Origin of the sequence: Tenggerimyces flavus, assembly GCF_016907715.1 — a bacterium.
Taxonomy (GTDB): domain Bacteria; phylum Actinomycetota; class Actinomycetes; order Propionibacteriales; family Actinopolymorphaceae; genus Tenggerimyces; species Tenggerimyces flavus.
In genome coordinates this window covers 5,748,543-5,765,328 of the sequence record NZ_JAFBCM010000001.1, presented here as the reverse complement: position 1 = coordinate 5,765,328, position 16,786 = coordinate 5,748,543, and the positions used below count along the sequence as shown (strand labels likewise).

Below are 16,786 nucleotides of genomic sequence, written 5' to 3'. Positions count from 1 at the left end.
GGCCGGGATTCGTTTCACCGTGGCTGAAAGTGGCATACCCACCTGACCGGCCCGACTGAGCGGGCGAGTTCCCTACGTCGAGGTGGAGCAGATGGGCATCGGAGCAGGAGTGCTGTTGATCGCGCTCGGGGCGATCCTGGCCTTCGCGGTGGACTTCGAGGTGTCCGGAGTCGACATTTCGGTCATCGGCTGGATCCTCATGGTCGCGGGCGCGATAGGCCTGATCCTGGTCGTCGCCGTCTGGGGACCGCGCCGGCGCGCCGCGCGGGGTCCGGTCGTCGAGGAACGTCGCGTGTACGAGGACCCGCCGCTCTGACCGACCCCTCGCGCTGACCGCGGCGGATAGGGTCGGCGTCGATGGTCACGAGTGCGGGGCAGCTGGTACGGCTCGGCTTCGCGGACGCGACGGCAGCCGAACGGAGGCTGGCCGATCTCGGTCCGGTCGCCGAGGTCGTCCTCGACGCTGTCGCCAAGGCCGCCGATCCCGACCAGGCGCTCGACCTGTTCGGGTCCGTCGTCTCGGCCGCGACCGATCGGGCCGAGCTGGAACAAGCCCTCGCCGACAACGAGCGGCTGCGCGTACGACTGCTCGCCGTGCTCGGCGCGAGTACGGGGCTCGGCCAGCATCTGATCCGGCATCCCGAGCACTGGCGCGAGCTCGCCGACCCTCAGCTCGTGCTCTCCCATCCCGACGCCGCCGGCCGCCGGGCGACGCTGCTCGCCGCGGTCGGCGCCGACCCGGCGGCCGCCGAACCCGTCGCCACGAGCGGCGGCATCGACGCGCTCGACGCGCTGCGGATCGCGTACCGGCGCCTGCTGCTCCGGCTCGCCGCGCGCGACCTCACCGACCACCTCACCGTCGACGAGGTCGCGGCCGAGCTCGCCGACCTCGCGGCGGGTGCGCTCGAGGCCGCGCTGGCGATCGCTCGCGCGCGCCTGCCCGAGTCGGCGGCGCCGTGCCGGCTGGCCGTGATCGGGCTCGGCAAGTGCGGCGGTCGCGAGCTGAACTACGTGAGCGACGTCGACGTGCTCTTCGTCGCCGAGCCGGTCGATGACGATGAGCCGGACGCCCCGGCGCTCAAGACCGCGACGCAGCTCGCGACCCAGCTGATGCGGATCTGCTCCGAGCACACCGCCGAGGGCACGCTCTGGCCGGTGGACGCGGGGCTGCGGCCGGAGGGCAAGTCGGGTGCGCTCGTCCGTACGCTCGCGAGCCACCTCGCGTACGCCGAGCGCTGGGCCAAGACCTGGGAGTTCCAAGCCCTGCTCAAGGCTCGCCCAGTCGCGGGCGATCCGGCGCTCGGGCAGGCGTACGTCGACGCGGTCACCTCGATGGTGTGGACGGCGGCCGATCGGGACCACTTCGTCGACGACGTGCAGGCGATGCGGCGGCGCGTCGTCGACCACCTCCCGGTCGACGAGGTCGATCGCCAGCTGAAACTCGGGCCGGGCGGGCTGCGCGACGTGGAGTTCTCCGTACAGCTGCTGCAGCTCGTGCACGGCCGCGCGGACGAGTCGATCCGCAGCGCGAACACGTTGGTCGCGCTCGCCGCGTTGACCGCGGGCGGGTACGTCGGTCGCGAGGACGGCGCCGCGCTGGCCTCGGCGTACCGCTTCCTGCGCACGCTCGAGCACCGGCTGCAGCTGTCCCGGCTGCGCCGCACGCACGTGCTGCCGGAGGACGAGCGGCAGCTGCGCTGCCTCGGGCGTTCGCTCGGCATGATGACGAAGCCGGTGACGGAGCTGCTCGACACCTGGCGGCGGCATGCCCGCGAGGTGCGGCGGCTGCACGAGAAACTCTTCTACCGGCCGTTGCTCGCGGCGGTCGCCCGCATCCCGGGGTCGGAGGCGCGGCTCACCCCGGAGGCGGCGCGGCAGCGGCTCACCGCGCTCGGCTATGCCGACCCGTCCGCGGCGCTGCGGCACCTGGAGGCACTCACCGCGGGGGTATCGCGGCGGGCGGCGATCCAGCGCACGTTGCTGCCGGTGATGCTCGGCTGGTTCGCCGACGGCCCGGATCCGGACTCGGGGTTGCTGGCGTTCCGGCAGATCTCCGACGACCTCGGCTCGACGCCCTGGTACCTGCGGCTGCTGCGCGACGAGGGCGTGGTCGCCGAACGGTACGCGCGCATCCTCGCGACCTCGCGCTACGTCGTCGACCTGCTGCGCCGGGCGCCGGAGGCGGTCGAGATGCTGGCGCGCGACGAAGATCTGCGGCCGCGTTCGGCGGAGCAGCTCGAGTCGGAGGTGCTGGCGGCGGTCAACCGGTACGACGACCCGGAGCAGGCGATCCTCGCGGTGCGGGGGGTGCGGCGGCGGGAGCTGTTCCGTACGGCTGCGGCCGATCTGCTCGGGCTGCTGTCGGTGGCGGAGGTCGGCTCGGCCTTGACGACGATCGCTTCCGCGACCGTGTCGGGCGGGCTGCGGGCCGCGACCCGGTCGCTGGAACGCGCGGGCTCGGCGCCGTCGCCGTCGCCGATGCGGCTGGCGGCGATCGCGATGGGCAGCTTCGGTGGGCGGGAGATGGGGTACGGCAGCGACGTCGACCTGATGTTCGTGTACGAGCCGCTGCCGGGCGCGGACGAGAAGGCGGCGTCCGACGCGGCGTTCGCGGTGGTGGGGGAGCTGCGCCGGCTGGTCTCGTTGCCGGCGACGGACCCACCGTTCGTGCTCGACCTGGGGCTGCGGCCGGAGGGGCGGCAGGGGCCGGTCGTGCGGTCGTTGGCTTCGTACGCCGCCTACTACGGGCGTTGGTCGCACGTGTGGGAAGCGCAGGCGCTGCTGCGCGCGGACCCGCGGTGTGGTGATGCCGACCTGCGGTCGCGGTTCGCCGCCTTGGTGGATCCGCTGCGGTGGCCGCCGTCGGGAGTGACGGAGGCGGACCTGCGGGAGATCCGGCGGATCAAGGCGCGGGTCGACGCCGAACGGCTGCCGCGCGGAGCGGACCCGACGACGCACACCAAACTGGGGCCGGGTGGGTTGGCCGACGTCGAGTGGACGGTGCAGCTGTTGCAGCTGGAGCACGCCGCGCGCGTCCCCGGGCTGCGGACCACTCGTACCGCGGCGGCTCTGCAGGCCGCGGTGGAGGCCGGGCTGGTGTCGCCCTCCGACGCCTTGGCGTTGACCTCGGCGTGGCGGATGGTGAGCCGTGCCCGGAACGCGGTCGTGTTGGTCCGCGCGAAGTCGTCCGACGTCCTGCCCCGCGACGCCCGCGACCTCGCCGCCGTGGCCGAACTGCTGGGCTACGAGTCGCTCGCGGTCGGCGAGTTCGTCGAGGACTACCGCCGCGAAACCCGCCACGCCCGCGCCGTCGTCGACCGCCTCTTCTGGGGCTGACCCGCCTACCCAGCGGCACGCGTGCTGACCATCCCCGCAACCGCCCACACCACGCGGCGCCTGGGGCCAATGATCATGTTTACATGATCATTGGCCCCTTACGTGGGGTGGACGGCAGGTAGTGGGGTGGTTGGCCGTGTGGGGTGACCGCAGGCGGTCGGCGCGCGCTCCGCCGGCCCCGGCCGCTGGTTAGACACCCCAGGTCCGTAAGTTGTCAAGCGGCGGTTTGTTGATCTTGGTTTCGGTGGGCCCAGGCGGTGTGTTCGTCGTAGTGGGTGTGGTGGCGTAGGCATCCGTGGAGGATGCCGACGAGGCGGTTGCCGAGGGCGCGGAGGGCTTGGTGGTGGAGGTCGCCGGCGGCGCGGTGTTGGTCGTAGAGGGCGCGTGCTCCGGGGCTTCGGGTGAGGGAGCAGAAGGCCCAGGCGTCGATGGCGTCGTAGAGGCGGCGGTTGCGGACGTGGCGGGCGAGCACGGCGCGTTTCTTGCCCGAGGCGATGGTCAACGGTGACGTGCCGGCGTAGTTCTTGCGAGACTTGGTGGTGGTGTAGCGAGTGGGGTCGTCCCCGAACTCACCGAGCACCCGGGCGCCGAGGATGACACCGAGTCCTGGCAGGGAGCGGTAGATGTCGGCGTCCGGGTGGTGCTCAAAATGGGCTGCGAGTTCGGTTTCGAGCTCGCTGATCTGGCGGTTCATCTCGGCGATGATGCCGACCGCGGCGCGGGTGGTGGCCGCGAACGCGGCCGCCACTGGGACGGGTGCGGCCAGCTGCTCGGTGCGCAACGCGGCCTGGATCTCGCGGGCCCGGGTGTCGAGGTTGCGGCGGCGCCCGGCCTGCTTCAGCGCTGACCGGATCGACGAGACGCTCAGCCGGGCACCCTGGTCGGGGGTCGCCGCGCGCTCGAGCACGGCCAGCGCGTCCCGGTCGGTGAGATCGTCGAAGGCGACCAGCGCGCCCGGGTAGTACTCGCGCAGCGCCGAGCGCAGCGCGTTGGTCTGCCTGGTGCGGGCCCAGATCAGGTTCTGGTGGCCGCGGGCCAACACCTTGACAGCCTCAGCACCCGCACTGTCACCGGCGATCGGCCGGTGGTTGTGGCGGTCGGTGCGGACCAGGTCGGCGAGCAGTTTCGCATCACCGGCGTCGGACTTGGCTCCCGACAGATGGTGGCGGTCGCGGTAGCGGGCCACCGCCAGTGGGTTGATCGCATACACCTGGTACCCGGCCGCGACCAACGCGTTGACCCACAGTCCACGGTCGGTCTCGATCCCGACCACCACCCCGGCCGGGTCCACGCCATGATCCTCGGCATGGACGGCGGCGTGGCTGGCGACCACGTCATGCAACGCCCGGATCCCGGGCAGCCCTTCCGGCAGCCGGCGCGAGGCCAACCGTTCACCGTTGTCGTCCATCACGTGAATGTCGTGATGATCCTCGGCCCAGTCATCGCCAACGAAGATCATCGATCACCTCCCAAGGTGCGCCGAGTCGCTGGAACCTGTCCGAGCCGAAGGCAACCCGGCGGCAACCTAATGGATCAGTGCTCACGCCATCATCGACGGGCACGACACCCCATCAGCGCTACAGGAAGCCTCACCAACCGGCCGGCGCACGATCTAACCCTAGGAGTCGAACATCGATCCAGGCGGCAGAAGTGCTTACCGGCCAGCGGCTCGGCGACCAGCGTTCCTCCAACCAGACATCATCCGTTCGAGGCTCGCCGATCAGGTCCCATTAGGCGGCTGGGGTGAGGCGGTGGTTGCGGAGTGGTCGTTGGTGGGGGTCGATCCAGTCGGGGGGTAAGAACTCGGGTAAGCCGTCGAGTGCGATGCGGACTTGCCACGCACCTTGGTGGATTAACCGGTGGTGGTAGCCGCAGAGTAGGACGCCGTTGTCGCGGGTGGTGGGTCCGCCTTTGCTCCAGGGGGTGACGTGGTGGGCGTGGCACCAGCCGGGTGGCCGGTCACAGCCGGGGAACGCACACCCACCATCGCGAAGCTCGAGCAACCGACGCAGCTTGCCCTGGAACAGCCGCTGCTGGGCGTCGGTCAGCAGTGTGACGCGGCCGGGCTGGTCCTCGGGCTTGACGAGGTAGGTGCGGTCGGCCTCACACATGAGCTGGTCGACGAGTTTGCGGGACAGTTCGATCCCGGTGTGCAGGGTCCGGCCACCAGTCTGGGTGAGGGTGACGACGAGCTGGGTGGGGTTCCCACCGTGGGAGGGAACGAGCTTGTCGGCCAACAACCGCCGGCAGGCCTCATCCAATGCGTCGACGTTGCGTTGTTCGGGGAGGCGGGTGTCACGTCCGTCGGGTCCGGGCTGGGGTGCGGCGAGCGGGTCGAGGACAAGTTTGAGGCGTTCCCCGACCATCTTGGGGAGCCGGGCGGTGACCCGCCACGTCCCTGACGTGGCGTCGAAGGTCATGCGGAGGAACCGGTCCCGTTCGGCGCTGGCCTCTTCTTGTTTGAGCTTCAACTCCAGGACCTGGTCAGCCAGGTCCGGCGCGACGGTCTCCAAGAGCCTGTTCCCGACCTTCGACAAGGCTTTGGGGTCGAAGATGGCGGCTTGCTTCAGCAGGGTCGCCTCCACCTCGGAGCGGAGCTCCGGGGTGGCGATGTGGGAGGGCAGCATCGTCACGACCCGGGAGATCACTCGTGCGTGCGGAACAGAAATCTCGCCCTCAGCCAACGCTTGCGCGGTGGCAGGAAGCTCGGCGTCGAGGTGGCTGGCCAGTTTCACCATCGCCCCGGCCTCCGCAGTCGGGACCCGAAGCCGACCGGCGACCCACTGCGCGGTGTTCGCCGCACCAGCGGTGACGGCGAGGTTGCGGGCGTCGGCCTCGCGGATCAGCTCGAGCCGCCGGCCCTCAAGCTGGTTCAGCTCGGTGGCGTTGTCGAGGAGTGCGCTGGCGAGTTGGTCATCGGACATCGACCACGCCGACACACCATCGGCGGTGCCGGTGGTGTTCGAGCAGGTAGTCGATTCCATAGCAGAATTCTACCAGCCGAATCGGCCTAATGCCCAACCCAGCAAGGGAAACCTCCCGACATCATCGCCACCACAAGCGACGGCGGGCCCCACAAACAGCCGCAACACGGCAACAAACCCAAGGCGCAGGCAGGCCTGTCCCGGGGAACTGTTCCCGGGGCAGGGGCGGCGCGTATCAAACTGGTGGCCGGTCCGGGGCGAGTCAAGGGCCGCAAAGCGGTCGCGAAGCGACGCCTCTCTCCTCCGCGAAGCGCCCCAGAGAGGCGCCCTTGACGCGCCCCGGACCGGCCACCACAATCGACCGCCGCCACAGCCCGACCAGCTCCATCACCCAAGCACAGCAGGGAAAAACAACAGAAAACAGCACCCCCACGAGGAGACGATGGGTGAAGAGGACGGGAGTGACGGAACGCGCGAGATAGCAACTCGGTGGGCGAAGTAGCACCCGGTGAGTGAAAGTGGCGCGCCGACAGTCGAGGTGACGATGGCGAGCCCAAGGTCAACGAAGACAGCGGTAGACAAGGCTTCGACGCGAGTGTGACCCGCGCTAACCCCCATGCAGACGAGGCAACTCCAACCTGTCAGTGGGCTCGTAGAGAGAAACGATGGCGAGCCAAAGGTCCACAAAGATGGCAGTGGACAGGTCATCGACACGAGCTGGCCCGCTCCGTTGCGCGCGTTCCGCCAGCGCGTCGAGCAGAAGTCCGAGTCGGGCGGGTTCCTCGCCCAGAGCTCGCGGGGCGAACTCCTCGAGCTGCTCGTGCGACCAGCCGCGCAGTCGCACGAGCTGGAGCTGGCGCGACATCCGTACATCGAGCACGCGCCCGACCACGTCGGCGAGGTCGGGATTCCCCAGGTGGCGTAGGCATTTCGCCAGCCTCCTACGGTCTCCGGTGAACAGGGCGAGCTGCGCCTCGAGCACCCAGCTCTCGATGATCGCCGTGGTGCGTTCTCGAAGGAGAAGCAGCTCGACCAGCTGTTGATGTCGGCTTCTCGCCGGCGCCGTGACGGTCGCGGTGGCACTGGCGGAACGAGAGCGGCTGCGGCGGCTCCGAGCTGATCTCCTGGCAACGCGGCGTGCCTTGGTGCGCTTGGGCATGGCGGACTCCTCCTGTGGTCCGTCGACGCCCACACACGCCGAACTTCGTGGTGCCGAGAAGTCTCACAGACCCCACCGACAAGTCCTCGCGATCCGCGTCCGAACCGCGAGGACCTCGGTGGCAGCAGTCAGGCCGGAACCTGCGCCGACCGCCTCGTGCGTACGGCGGTCGCCAGGCCGTGGAGGACGTCGGCGGTGGTGTCCCAGCCCATGCAGGCGTCGGTGATGCTCTGCCCGTACACGAGACCGTTGACCTGGCCGTCCACCAGATCCTGTCGCCCCGGCACGAGGAAGCTCTCCAGCATCATCCCGACCACACCCCGGTCACCCGTAGCGATCCGCGAAGCCACGTCCTCGGCCACCAGGGGCTGGCGTTTGTGGTCCTTCCCGCTGTTCCCGTGGCTGGCGTCGACGACCACCCGGTCCAGCACGCCGGCCTTCGCCAGCCGCTCGCGCGCGCCAGCCACGCTGGACGCATCGTAGTTCGTGCCGGTCTGGCCGCCGCGCAGGATCACGTGGCAGTCGGGGTTGCCGCGCGTGGTGAGAATCGACGCGAGCCCGTCCTCGTTGATCCCCGTGAACACGTGCGATGCCGCGGCCGCGCCCACGGCGTCAACCGCGCCTTGCACGTCGCCGCTGGTCGAGTTCTTGAAGCCCACAGGCATCGACAGGCCGCTCGCGAGGTGCCGGTGCACCTGGCTCTCCGACGTACGTGCGCCGATCGCGCCCCACGACACGGTGTCGGCGATGTACTGCGGGATGATTGGGTCGAGGAACTCACACCCCGCTGGCAGCCCCAGATCGAGCACGCCGAGCAGGATCTTCCGGGCCGCGCGCAAGCCCTTGTTGACGTTGTACGTCCCATCCAGATCCGGGTCGTTGATCAGACCCTTCCAGCCCAACGTCGTACGCGGCTTCTCGAAGTACACCCGCATCACCACGAGCAAGTCGTCCTTGACGTCCTCGTTCAACACCGCGAGCCGTTGTGCGTACTCGAGCGCCGCCGCCGGATCGTGAACCGAACAAGGGCCGACGACGACGAGCAATCGTTCGTCCTCGCCGCAGAGTGCGCGGGTGACCTCATGTCGGCCACGGACAACGACCTTCGCCGCGGCGTCGGACAGCGGGAGTTCGTCGCGGAGCAACGCCGGTGACAGCAAGGGCCGCGCGGCGCCGATGCGTACGTCTCTGACCGACTCGGAGAGCGACTCGTTCATGCGGACGGTTCCTTTCTCAACGGAGCCGTCCCGTGTCCAGCAGTCCGGCTCGCCTGGGGGCAAACGAAAAGGCAGGAGCGAAAATCCGCTCCTGCCTTCGCCGGCTCTGGATGGTGGGTCAGCGCACGTGGTCGCCGCCGAGCCCATCCAGGGCCGGCCTGCTAAACCAATAGCGCTTCTGCACGAAAGGGAGCGTACCAGGCCTCAGCAGCGGCTCAACATGTCGTTCAACGCGGACACCTCGGCCGACTCGACCGTGAGGTCCCACGAGAACTTCACGCCGATCCACATCCGCGCGTACGTGCACCAGTAGCTGGTCAGCGGCGGCTTCCACGCCTCGGGCTCCTGATCGCCCTTGGACTGGTTGACGTTGTCGGTCACCGCGATGAGCTGCGGATCGTTCAGGTCGTTCGCGAACGCGGCCCGCTGCGCCGTCGTCCAGCCCGAAGCGCCCGACCGCCACGCCTCAGCGAGCGGCACCACGTGGTCGATGTCGACGTCGGCCGGGTCGGACCAGGTCGCGCCGTCGTACGGGCTGAACCAGCTGCCCGAGGTCGGCGCGCAGTTCGTGCCGGTCTCGACGTTCGTGCCGTCACGTTCCAGCACGACTTCGCGCGTGTTGCAGCTGTCGCCCTGGTTGCCCCAGTGCGGAAACTTCTCCCGGCTGTAGCCGGTCTGCGACCCGTCCGGCGCCACCGTGAGGCTCGCGAGCTGCGATCTCGCGGTGGACTCGGACGGGATGTTGGGAGGTTCGGCGTTCGCGGTCCCGCTGAGCAGGAGCGCGAACGCGCCGGTCAGGCTGACGAGGAGGGTGAGGAGTCGAACGACAGTACGGTTCGTGGGCATTGCGGCACCACCATCACGTCTGAGGTCGTCGGTCCTTCCGACCATGTCCCTTTGTCGGTGGGCAATGCAAGCATCTGGCCGGAAGTGTCATGCCGTCTTTGCTCGCCGTTCAAGGTAGGTGTCGTCAGGTGGTTCGAACCCGAACTGTTTGTAGAGGCCGTGCGCGTCCTTCGTGTGCAGCATCCAGCGAAACGCCGCACCAGGACCGAGGTCGATCATCGCGCGTACCAACTCTTTGCCCAGCCCGCGACCGCGCGCCTCCTCCAGAACGTACAGGTCAGCGAGGTACGCAAGCGCGAGTCCGTCCGACAGCGCGCGGGCGAAGCCGACCATGCGCCCGGTCTGCCGCTCGTACATACCGACGACCCGCCACGCGCCGCTGACCTGCTGCTCTACGACCGCACGGGACCGCCAGCGACCCCAGTACGCGTCCGTCGAGAGGTACGCCCACACCGCGTCCCTGTCGATACGTGCGGGATCATCGTCGACGTCGAACTCATCGTGAACGATCAGCATGGATCCGAACCTAACTGACGGACTCGGTGGATCCTGGGCCGCGCGAGGAGTTACCTTGTTCCCCTGCGGTTTCGACACGGACGAGTGGGCACGGCGTGGCCGAGACAGATTTCTCTGGCCTGCGATCGATTCGGAGGATTTCGGCTGATGCCATTGCCCAATGTGGTGACGAACATCGGTCCGGTGAAGTCCCACGTCAGGCCGGTCGCGGAGGAGATCGCCGAGCGGTGGGTCCTGTACTTCATCTGGGGTGCGCCCGGTCGCGGCACCGGTGACCATGCTCGCGGGTTGGCGCTCGACTTCATGACGTACGAGCTCGGCGGGGGTGTGGACAACCCGGGCCCGAAGCGCAACTTCATCGGCAACGAGATCTCGGCGTACGTGCTCGCCAACCGCGCCCGCCTGAACGTCACGTACCTCATCTGGAACAGGCGGATCGCCTCGCCGGCCAGCAATCCACCCTGGTCGTGGCGGGCGTACACCGGCAGCAACCCCCACACCGACCACGTGCACGTGTCGTTCGAGACGAACGGACCCTATGTACCACCGGAGGACGAAGTGACGCCTGAGGACATCGAGAAGATCGCGCAGCGCACCGCGGACCTCGTGTGGTTCGAGCGACTGCGCAACCCGCAGGCGCCGCCCGGATCGACGCCGCCGCATGCGTCGGAGTACCTCATCAGCCAGGGCAACGAGATCGACCGGCTCAAGGCTGTCATCGCGCGCATCGAGGCACGGGTGAACGAGCTGTCGAAGCAGGACAGTTCGACGAACCCGGACCCGGAGAAGGAGCCGCCGGCGGAGCGGCCCAACCCGTCGGCCTGAACGTCTGGCCCTCAGCTCGACCGACGGACGTACGCGGTCGTCGGCCAGGTCTCGCCCGCCTTCACCAGCGGCTTGGCGTCCCGTTCGGGTGCGCGGACGAAGCCGGCTCGCTCGGCGACCCGTTGCGACGCGACGTTGTCGGCGTGGGTCTTGAGCTCGATCTCCTCGACCTGCCAGTGGCGTTCGGCCCAGGTGGCGATCAGCTTCAGCGCGCTCGCCGCGACGCCGCGGCCCCGGCCTTCCGCCGCGACCCAGTACGAGACGTCGGCGAGCTGGTCCGCGCGCGTGATGGCGATGTTGCCGAGCCGTTCGCCGCTGGTCGCGTCGCAGATGACGAAGCCGGCGGCGTTGTCGTCCGCGTGCAGCCTGGCGATGGCGTCTCGCACCTCGGCCGCGGTGAGCGTGGCGGACTCGGTCGTGAAACGTTGGATCTGCTCGTCGCGTACGGCGTCGGCGTACCAGTCGGCGTCGTCGTCCGCCCAGTCGTGCAGGGCGACCTTGTCGTCCGCGAGCGGTGCTTTGTCGGTTGGTTCGTCGATCACAAGAGGAGCGTAGGGGTGACCAGTGGGTGCTGATCAAGTAGGCGCGGTCCGCGAAGTACGTCGCCAGCTGTCGTTGAACGGGCCGCCTGTGCTGCGGGACGCGCCGGGTGACTTCGGCCGGATCTCGGTGCCGGTGGAGTCGTGCGACGCGCTGCGGGACCTGTTGGTGGCGGAGCGGGTGTCGCGCGTGGTCGAGGTGGGCTTGGCGTACGCGGCGTCCAGCCTGGCGATTGGCGAGGCATTGCTGACCGTGGGTGGCGATGCGCCGTCCCATGTGGTCATCGACCCGTTCCAGGAGACCGCGTGGTCCGGTGTCGGTTGGGAGCAGCTTCGGTCGGCGGGGCTCGACCGGATCGCGAGGCTGCTGGTCGAGCCGTCGTCGTTGGCGCTGCCTGGCCTGCTGGCCGAGGGGTATGTGGCGGACGCGGCTTTCGTGGACGGCAGTCACCGGTTCCACGAGGTGTTCGTCGACCTGTACTTCCTGCGCAAGCTCGTGCGTCCGGGCGGCGTGATCGTGCTGGACGACATTCGCTGGCCGTCGGTGGCGACAGCGGTGCGGTACTTCGAGCGCGACCTGGGCTTCGAGCCGGTCGCTGTCGGGTCGGAACGGCTGGCCGCGTACCGGGTGCCGGAGCCGTTCGAGCCGAGCTTCGAGTCGTTCCAGCCTTTCTGAGCTTCACCAGAGGTCGAGGGTCTCGAGGACCTTGGGCGCTGGTGGGAGTTCTGGTGAGGCGGTGCCGCTTGGTGGAGCGACGTCGAGGTCTTTGCGTAGCTGGGCAAGGCTTTTCCAGCGTTCGAGGTCGCTCCATTGTTGGCGAATGCGTGCGCCGAGCTTGCCTTGGAGTCTGCCGGATCCCGGCAGCTCTTCGAGGGTGAGTCCGCCTTCGAGTAGGCGTGCGGCGGTGATGCTGCCGACGCCACGCACACCGGGGATGCCGTCGGACCGGTCGCCCACCAGGCTGGCGCGGTCGCACCATTGGGACGGTGTGATGCCGAAACGTTTCTCGATCCCCGTCTTGTCTATGACGCGTTGGTCGGATCTCCTTGTGGTGTTGAGGATTCGCGTACGTTCGTTGACCAGTTGGTAGAAGTCGCGGTCGCAGGACATGATCCAGGTGTCTCGCTCTTCTTGCTGGGCGAGGGTGGCGATGACGTCGTCCGCCTCGGCTGTGTCTTGGCAGACGTGCGTGATGCCGGTCGCGTCGAGCCCTCGGATGACGTTCGCGAGCTGCTTGATCGGTGCCATCGCTGCTTAATCGGTGGGCCGATGTGCCTTGTACTGTGGGTGAATCTCCTGCCGTTCGCCCCACGCGTTCTCGCCGTCGAAGACGACGACGATCTCTGGTTGGTCTGGCAGGTCGCGCGTCGCGACGCGGAGGAGGGCGAAGAAGCCGAAGACTCCGGTGACGTCGCGGGTCTTGTCGCGGTTCCGGATGCGGGCGGGGAACCCGTACCAGGCTCGCCAGAGCAGATTGTGACCGTCGACAAGGAGGAGGGGAACGTACGCCATCGTGGGCACCAACCAGCCATCACGCTCGTTGGCCGCTGAGCGTGCGGGCGGGTTGGGTCAGAACCCAGGGGACTCGACCGCGATCGTAGCGCGTCTAGACCGAGACGTGGGTAGCGAACCACGCCATCATCGGCCTCAGTTCGCCGAACACCTCCAGAACGCGGTCGACGACCCCCGGGGTGTGCAGCCAGTCGTCACATCCCAACGGGCGTTGGACTCTGACCGTTCGGTGCTTGAGGAGCTCTGCCCGTGGATGATCCTTGTCGTAGCCGCGCGGGACGCGCTTCATCACGTCGCCGGTGATGCTGAATCCCTTGGTGCGTAGGGCATCGAGGATCGTTGCGAGCTGCTCGCCACTCGCGTCGTCGCCGACAGCGCGGCGATAGCGCTCGACCTGCGTGCTGTCCGCGTACCACCACGCGCCCTGGACCCGCAGGCCGTCGAGGTCGAATCCCAACGAGAGCTCGAGAAACTTCCGGATCCGAACGACCGCGGGCTGATGTTGCCAGTACCAGGCCAGCTTGGCGTACGACCAGACCGAGAAGTCCTCGTACGCCCCGTCGGCATCGGCCACATCGTTCATCAGCGCGATCATCGGCTGCCGCACCAGCTGCTCCCGATCGGCCCGGCACCGCTGCCGCACCTCCTCCGACGGCTCGCCGTCGAGCTGGAGGAGCACATCGAAGGCCTCGCGCGGCCAGCCCGCGAAGGATGCCGTCACGCTGTACTCAGCCGGCCGGACGCGCGGAGGACGTAGAGGGAGTCGAGCGTGGTCCACTCGTTCAGCCGGCGGGTGCTGGTGCCGCCCCAGTGCACGAAGTCGTTGCCGAGGGCGATCTCGTCAGTGGTCTTCTTGTAGTAGCGCGCCTCGGCGGGCCAGCCGTCGTCCTCGAGGCGCTTGCTCTCGAGGAGGTCGAGTGCGTCGTTCGCCCGGTCGTCGCGGATCGCTGCCTCGCCGAGCTCCGACAACGCGCGGAGGCCGCCGAGGACGTCGTAGTGCCAGTAGAGCGGGTAGTGCAGCTTGGCGAACTCCTTGTTGATCAGCTGGCCGTCGGTGCGGCGGTAGAGGAGCCGGCGGGTGAGGAGGACCTCGGCGGCTTGGTGCGCGGTTGCCTTGGCTTCTTCACTGCCGTACGCCGCGAGGCCGCGGATCGGCAGCACCGTCTCGGCGAGCGCGGAGGTGTCGGCGGCCGGGTTCTTGTCGCAGTTCCAGCCGCCGTCGGGCCACTGCCAGTGTTGGAGGCGTTCGACAAGCTTGGGGGTCTGGTCGTCGGTCAGCCCGAGCCTGGCGAGGCTGCGCAGCGCGTTGCCCTGCTGAGAGGCGCAACGTCGGTGGCGGCCTTGCATCACTGGCACGCCGCGCCGGCTGTAGACGGTGGCCTTGCTGGCGGGCTCGAACTCCTCGTAGAAGTCGTCGCTCAGCCAGGTGTCCTGGACCCGCTCGGCCATCTCTCGCAGGCCGTCGTCGCCGGGCGGATAGCCGAGGTCCGCGAGCGCGGCGAGGACCCAGTGAGCCCCCTGCCACTTCGCATAGACGGAGATCGCCCGCCCCCGCTCGTTCAGCAGCGCCGAGACCCGCGCCGACCGCCGGACCTCCTCCCGCAGCCGCCGCATCGCGGGGGAGTCCACCGCCTCACCCAGCACCTCAGCCCGCACCCGCCACCGCACCGACGGCTCGTCCGACTGCAGGAGCCGGTCGACGATCTGGCTCGCCATGCCCGACACCGTACGACGGCTTTCAGGGTGAGATGGTCAAAATCTCGATCCCTTCCTCGGCTGTCGGCGGCTCGAAGATCGTCGCCGAGTGTCGGACGCCAGCGTCGTCGACGCGATGAACGCCGGCACCGCCCTCCTCGTCCCGCCCCCGCGCCCGCTCGGTGGCGGTCTCCACGGACACGTCGAGGTGGTGGAGGACGACCCGGCATCCCGACGCCGCTGCCCGCTCGCGCCAACTGCTGCGTCGATCGACGCTCCATTGGTTCCAGTCCAGGACGACGTCGTGGCCCAGCCTCAACACCTGTACCGCGGTGTCCCAGATGAGCGACGTGCATCCCTCGAGCCTCGCCACGTACGCCGGGTCGTCGTAGCTCAGCCCGTACAGCCGGAGCATCCATTCGTCGAGCGTGAACCGTACGGCGGGCAGTTCTGCCTCCAACCTCCGGGCGTAGGTCGTCTTGCCGGCCGCGACGAGACCACAGAGAAGGTGGACGCGGGGAGGGGTGCGGTCCTCGTCACGCATGATCCGCCTAGCGATTGTCGCCGCTGCCGCCGAGCACGGCTCGCTGCTGGCGGTCGGCGAGCTTGGCGAGGTTCAGCTGAGCGACATCCTCCAGCGGAACGTCGAAGTAGTCCGCGATGACAGCGACGTACCAGAGCGTGTCGCCGAGCTCCTTCGTGAGATCTTCCAGGTCCCATTGGGAGAAGTCGCTGTCCTTGTCGCGCACGATTTTCTTTGCCTTCTCGGCGATCTCACCCGTCTCGCCGACCAGCCCGAGCAGCAGATGGAACAGCTCGTTGTGCTTGTCTCTCGGCGCGGCCGTACGCAGGGCGGCCACCTGGTAGTCGTTCAGGTTCATAAGGCCGAACCCTAGGGGTCACGCGAACGGCCGCACCTCGACCTTGCGGTTGCAGGCCTTCGACCCTTCGGCGGCGAGCTCGAGCGCCACGTCGAGGTTGGGGGCTTCGATGATCCAGAGGCCGCCGAGGTACTCCTTCGACTCCAGGTACGGGCCGTCGCTGACCACCGCGGCCCCGGCACGGTTGTCGATGACAGTGGCCGTCGAGGGCGCCGCGAGCCCGCCGGCGAAGACCCAGTGTCCGTCGGCCCGCAGTCGGGAGTTGAACGCCGCGGGGCCGGCCTCGGCCGCGGACTGCTCGTGGGGGATGGAGCTGGTGATCTCGTCGTCGATCACGGAAACCAGATAACGCATGATGATCCTCCTGTGGCTCGGGGCGCGCGTCCCCGAGTGGACGGCCGCTCACCCCTGCTACGAACGCGCAGGCCACGATCCGACAACAGAAACGGCGGCCGACCAAGAAACCAAGGCCAGCCGCCGTTCCCCAGACCCTCAGGTCCTAGATGTCGAAGTGGGCCGCTGACCTGCCTCGATGCCTCGCCAGCGGCCCCAGAGTACACATCCGGTACACCTAGCGCCGCGTCGACAGCCTTCGTCGTCCGGTCCGCGCTGGTGGCATCAGGTGGATGTAAGTCCGGAGAGTGAACTCTGCATCGGAATGGCCCAGGTACTCGCTCACGGCCTTGATCGACTCACCGGCATCACGGTGCCGCCGACGCGGCGCATCCGCCCAGCCACCCCATTGCGGGCGGCGCCGGGGCGCCGTCCTCGGGCTCACCGGGCACAACGCACAGCACGACAGCTAGGTGGTGAGATCCCGCACCATGAACGTGCGTGGATCCTCGAAGACGCGCTTGACGCCCGCATCATCCTCGGAGCTCCATACCGCGGTGTAGCGCATACCGGCGTCATACGTGAGTCGCTCATACAGGCGCGCCGCGCTCGGATTGTCATCGCTCACGCCAAGTCCGATCCACTGAAACCCTCGCTCCCGGGCTCGGCCCTCGGCCGATCGGATCAGAGCCGTGCCTATCCCTTGGCCCCGCAGATCGGCCCGGTATACGCGCAGCCCGTTGATCTCCGGGCACTCCGGGTATGCGGCGCGCACCTCGGGGGTACTGCACCCCTGCCACATCACCTCACCATGACCGAGTGGCTCCTCACCGTCCCAAGCCACCAAGAACGTGCACTCACCCCTCTGTTGCCGTTCTACCGTTCGAGCGTGACGTCGATGCGCGCCCGTCGGGTATGCCTCCTCCACCCGCTCCACATCGGCGGCCGTGCACTCCCGGATCAGCATTTCCGCACTCTACAAATCAACCGAAACCCAGCACC

At 68.6% G+C, this 16,786-nt stretch carries 18 protein-coding genes and 1 pseudogene; 5 read left to right on the top strand and 14 right to left on the bottom strand.

Annotation, left to right across the window (positions count from 1 at the left end; genetic code table 11):
- Window positions 1-91 precede the first annotated feature (91 nt).
- Window positions 92-316: a DUF6458 family protein gene (locus tag JOD67_RS27005; RefSeq protein WP_205120506.1), complete on the top strand. Its 225-nt coding sequence runs from the start codon at window positions 92-94 to the stop codon at window positions 314-316.
- A gap of 41 nt (window positions 317-357) precedes the next feature.
- Window positions 358-3,336 (top strand): bifunctional [glutamine synthetase] adenylyltransferase/[glutamine synthetase]-adenylyl-L-tyrosine phosphorylase, encoded by a 2,979-nt coding sequence (locus tag JOD67_RS27000; protein ID WP_205120505.1) that lies wholly within the window; start codon window positions 358-360, stop codon window positions 3,334-3,336.
- Window positions 3,337-3,550: 214 nt separating this feature from the next.
- On the opposite strand, the gene JOD67_RS26995 is transcribed toward JOD67_RS27000, so the two are convergent.
- Both JOD67_RS26995 and JOD67_RS26990 read right to left on the bottom strand, forming a co-directional pair.
- On the bottom strand, window positions 3,551-4,795 hold the full coding sequence (locus JOD67_RS26995; RefSeq protein ID WP_205117517.1) for an IS110 family RNA-guided transposase: 1,245 nt from the start codon (window positions 4,793-4,795) through the stop codon (window positions 3,551-3,553).
- A 271-nt stretch (window positions 4,796-5,066) separates the two neighbouring features.
- Window positions 5,067-6,320, bottom strand: a complete 1,254-nt coding sequence (locus JOD67_RS26990; protein WP_205120504.1) for an HNH endonuclease signature motif containing protein — start codon at window positions 6,318-6,320, stop codon at window positions 5,067-5,069.
- 670 nt (window positions 6,321-6,990) lie between these two features.
- Between JOD67_RS26990 and JOD67_RS26985 the strand changes: the two genes are divergently transcribed.
- Complete coding sequence (locus tag JOD67_RS26985; RefSeq protein ID WP_205120503.1) at window positions 6,991-7,185, top strand: hypothetical protein; 195 nt, start codon at window positions 6,991-6,993, stop codon at window positions 7,183-7,185.
- Window positions 7,186-7,547: 362 nt separating this feature from the next.
- Here JOD67_RS26985 and JOD67_RS26980 read toward each other — a convergent pair whose 3' ends face one another.
- The 3 genes from JOD67_RS26980 to JOD67_RS26970 all read right to left on the bottom strand — a co-directional run bounded on the left by JOD67_RS26980 (window position 7,548) and on the right by JOD67_RS26970 (window position 9,998).
- The gene (locus tag JOD67_RS26980) at window positions 7,548-8,636 is read right to left on the bottom strand and encodes a 3-deoxy-7-phosphoheptulonate synthase (RefSeq protein ID WP_205120502.1); all 1,089 of its coding nucleotides are present in this window, start codon (window positions 8,634-8,636) and stop codon (window positions 7,548-7,550) included.
- 204 nt (window positions 8,637-8,840) lie between these two features.
- Window positions 8,841-9,482: an HNH endonuclease family protein gene (locus tag JOD67_RS26975; protein ID WP_205120501.1), complete on the bottom strand. Its 642-nt coding sequence runs from the start codon at window positions 9,480-9,482 to the stop codon at window positions 8,841-8,843.
- 87 nt (window positions 9,483-9,569) lie between these two features.
- On the bottom strand, window positions 9,570-9,998 hold the full coding sequence (locus JOD67_RS26970) for a GNAT family N-acetyltransferase (RefSeq protein ID WP_205120500.1): 429 nt from the start codon (window positions 9,996-9,998) through the stop codon (window positions 9,570-9,572).
- Window positions 9,999-10,145: 147 nt separating this feature from the next.
- Between JOD67_RS26970 and JOD67_RS26965 the strand changes: the two genes are divergently transcribed.
- Window positions 10,146-10,823, top strand: coding sequence for a VldE C-terminal domain-containing protein (locus JOD67_RS26965; protein ID WP_205120499.1), 678 nt, complete (start codon window positions 10,146-10,148; stop codon window positions 10,821-10,823).
- An 11-nt stretch (window positions 10,824-10,834) separates the two neighbouring features.
- Here the strand turns inward: JOD67_RS26965 and JOD67_RS26960 are convergent, their stop codons facing one another.
- Window positions 10,835-11,365, bottom strand: a complete 531-nt coding sequence (locus JOD67_RS26960; protein WP_205120498.1) for a GNAT family N-acetyltransferase — start codon at window positions 11,363-11,365, stop codon at window positions 10,835-10,837.
- Window positions 11,366-11,387: 22 nt separating this feature from the next.
- On the opposite strand from JOD67_RS26960, the gene JOD67_RS26955 reads away from it, so the two are divergent.
- Complete coding sequence (locus tag JOD67_RS26955; protein ID WP_205120497.1) at window positions 11,388-12,038, top strand: class I SAM-dependent methyltransferase; 651 nt, start codon at window positions 11,388-11,390, stop codon at window positions 12,036-12,038.
- Window positions 12,039-12,041: 3 nt separating this feature from the next.
- Here JOD67_RS26955 and JOD67_RS42110 read toward each other — a convergent pair whose 3' ends face one another.
- From JOD67_RS42110 to JOD67_RS26915, 8 genes and pseudogenes are all read right to left on the bottom strand, one after another.
- A complete protein-coding gene (locus JOD67_RS42110) occupies window positions 12,042-12,356 on the bottom strand; it encodes a 5'-3' exonuclease H3TH domain-containing protein (protein WP_307782750.1) in 315 nt (104 codons plus the stop codon).
- 12 nt (window positions 12,357-12,368) lie between these two features.
- Window positions 12,369-12,875 (bottom strand): annotated as a pseudogene (locus JOD67_RS42105) (flap endonuclease); the annotation flags it as partial.
- Window positions 12,876-12,969: 94 nt separating this feature from the next.
- The gene (locus JOD67_RS26940) at window positions 12,970-13,596 is read right to left on the bottom strand and encodes a DUF2461 family protein (protein ID WP_205120494.1); all 627 of its coding nucleotides are present in this window, start codon (window positions 13,594-13,596) and stop codon (window positions 12,970-12,972) included.
- Entirely contained in the window at window positions 13,593-14,591 is a 999-nt protein-coding gene (locus JOD67_RS26935) for a hypothetical protein (RefSeq protein WP_205120493.1), read from the bottom strand. Before JOD67_RS26935 ends, JOD67_RS26940 begins: the two co-directional genes overlap by 4 nt.
- 22 nt (window positions 14,592-14,613) lie before the next feature.
- Window positions 14,614-15,114: a P-loop nucleotide/nucleoside kinase family protein gene (locus tag JOD67_RS26930; RefSeq protein ID WP_205120492.1), complete on the bottom strand. Its 501-nt coding sequence runs from the start codon at window positions 15,112-15,114 to the stop codon at window positions 14,614-14,616.
- 7 nt (window positions 15,115-15,121) lie between these two features.
- Window positions 15,122-15,451 carry a nucleoside triphosphate pyrophosphohydrolase family protein gene (locus tag JOD67_RS26925; RefSeq protein WP_205120491.1) on the bottom strand — a complete coding sequence of 110 codons (330 nt, stop codon included), beginning with the start codon at window positions 15,449-15,451 and terminating at the stop codon, window positions 15,122-15,124.
- A gap of 18 nt (window positions 15,452-15,469) precedes the next feature.
- Window positions 15,470-15,805, bottom strand: coding sequence for a YciI family protein (locus JOD67_RS26920; protein WP_205120490.1), 336 nt, complete (start codon window positions 15,803-15,805; stop codon window positions 15,470-15,472).
- A gap of 448 nt (window positions 15,806-16,253) precedes the next feature.
- Window positions 16,254-16,751 (bottom strand): GNAT family N-acetyltransferase, encoded by a 498-nt coding sequence (locus tag JOD67_RS26915; protein WP_205120489.1) that lies wholly within the window; start codon window positions 16,749-16,751, stop codon window positions 16,254-16,256.
- Window positions 16,752-16,786 lie beyond the last annotated feature (35 nt).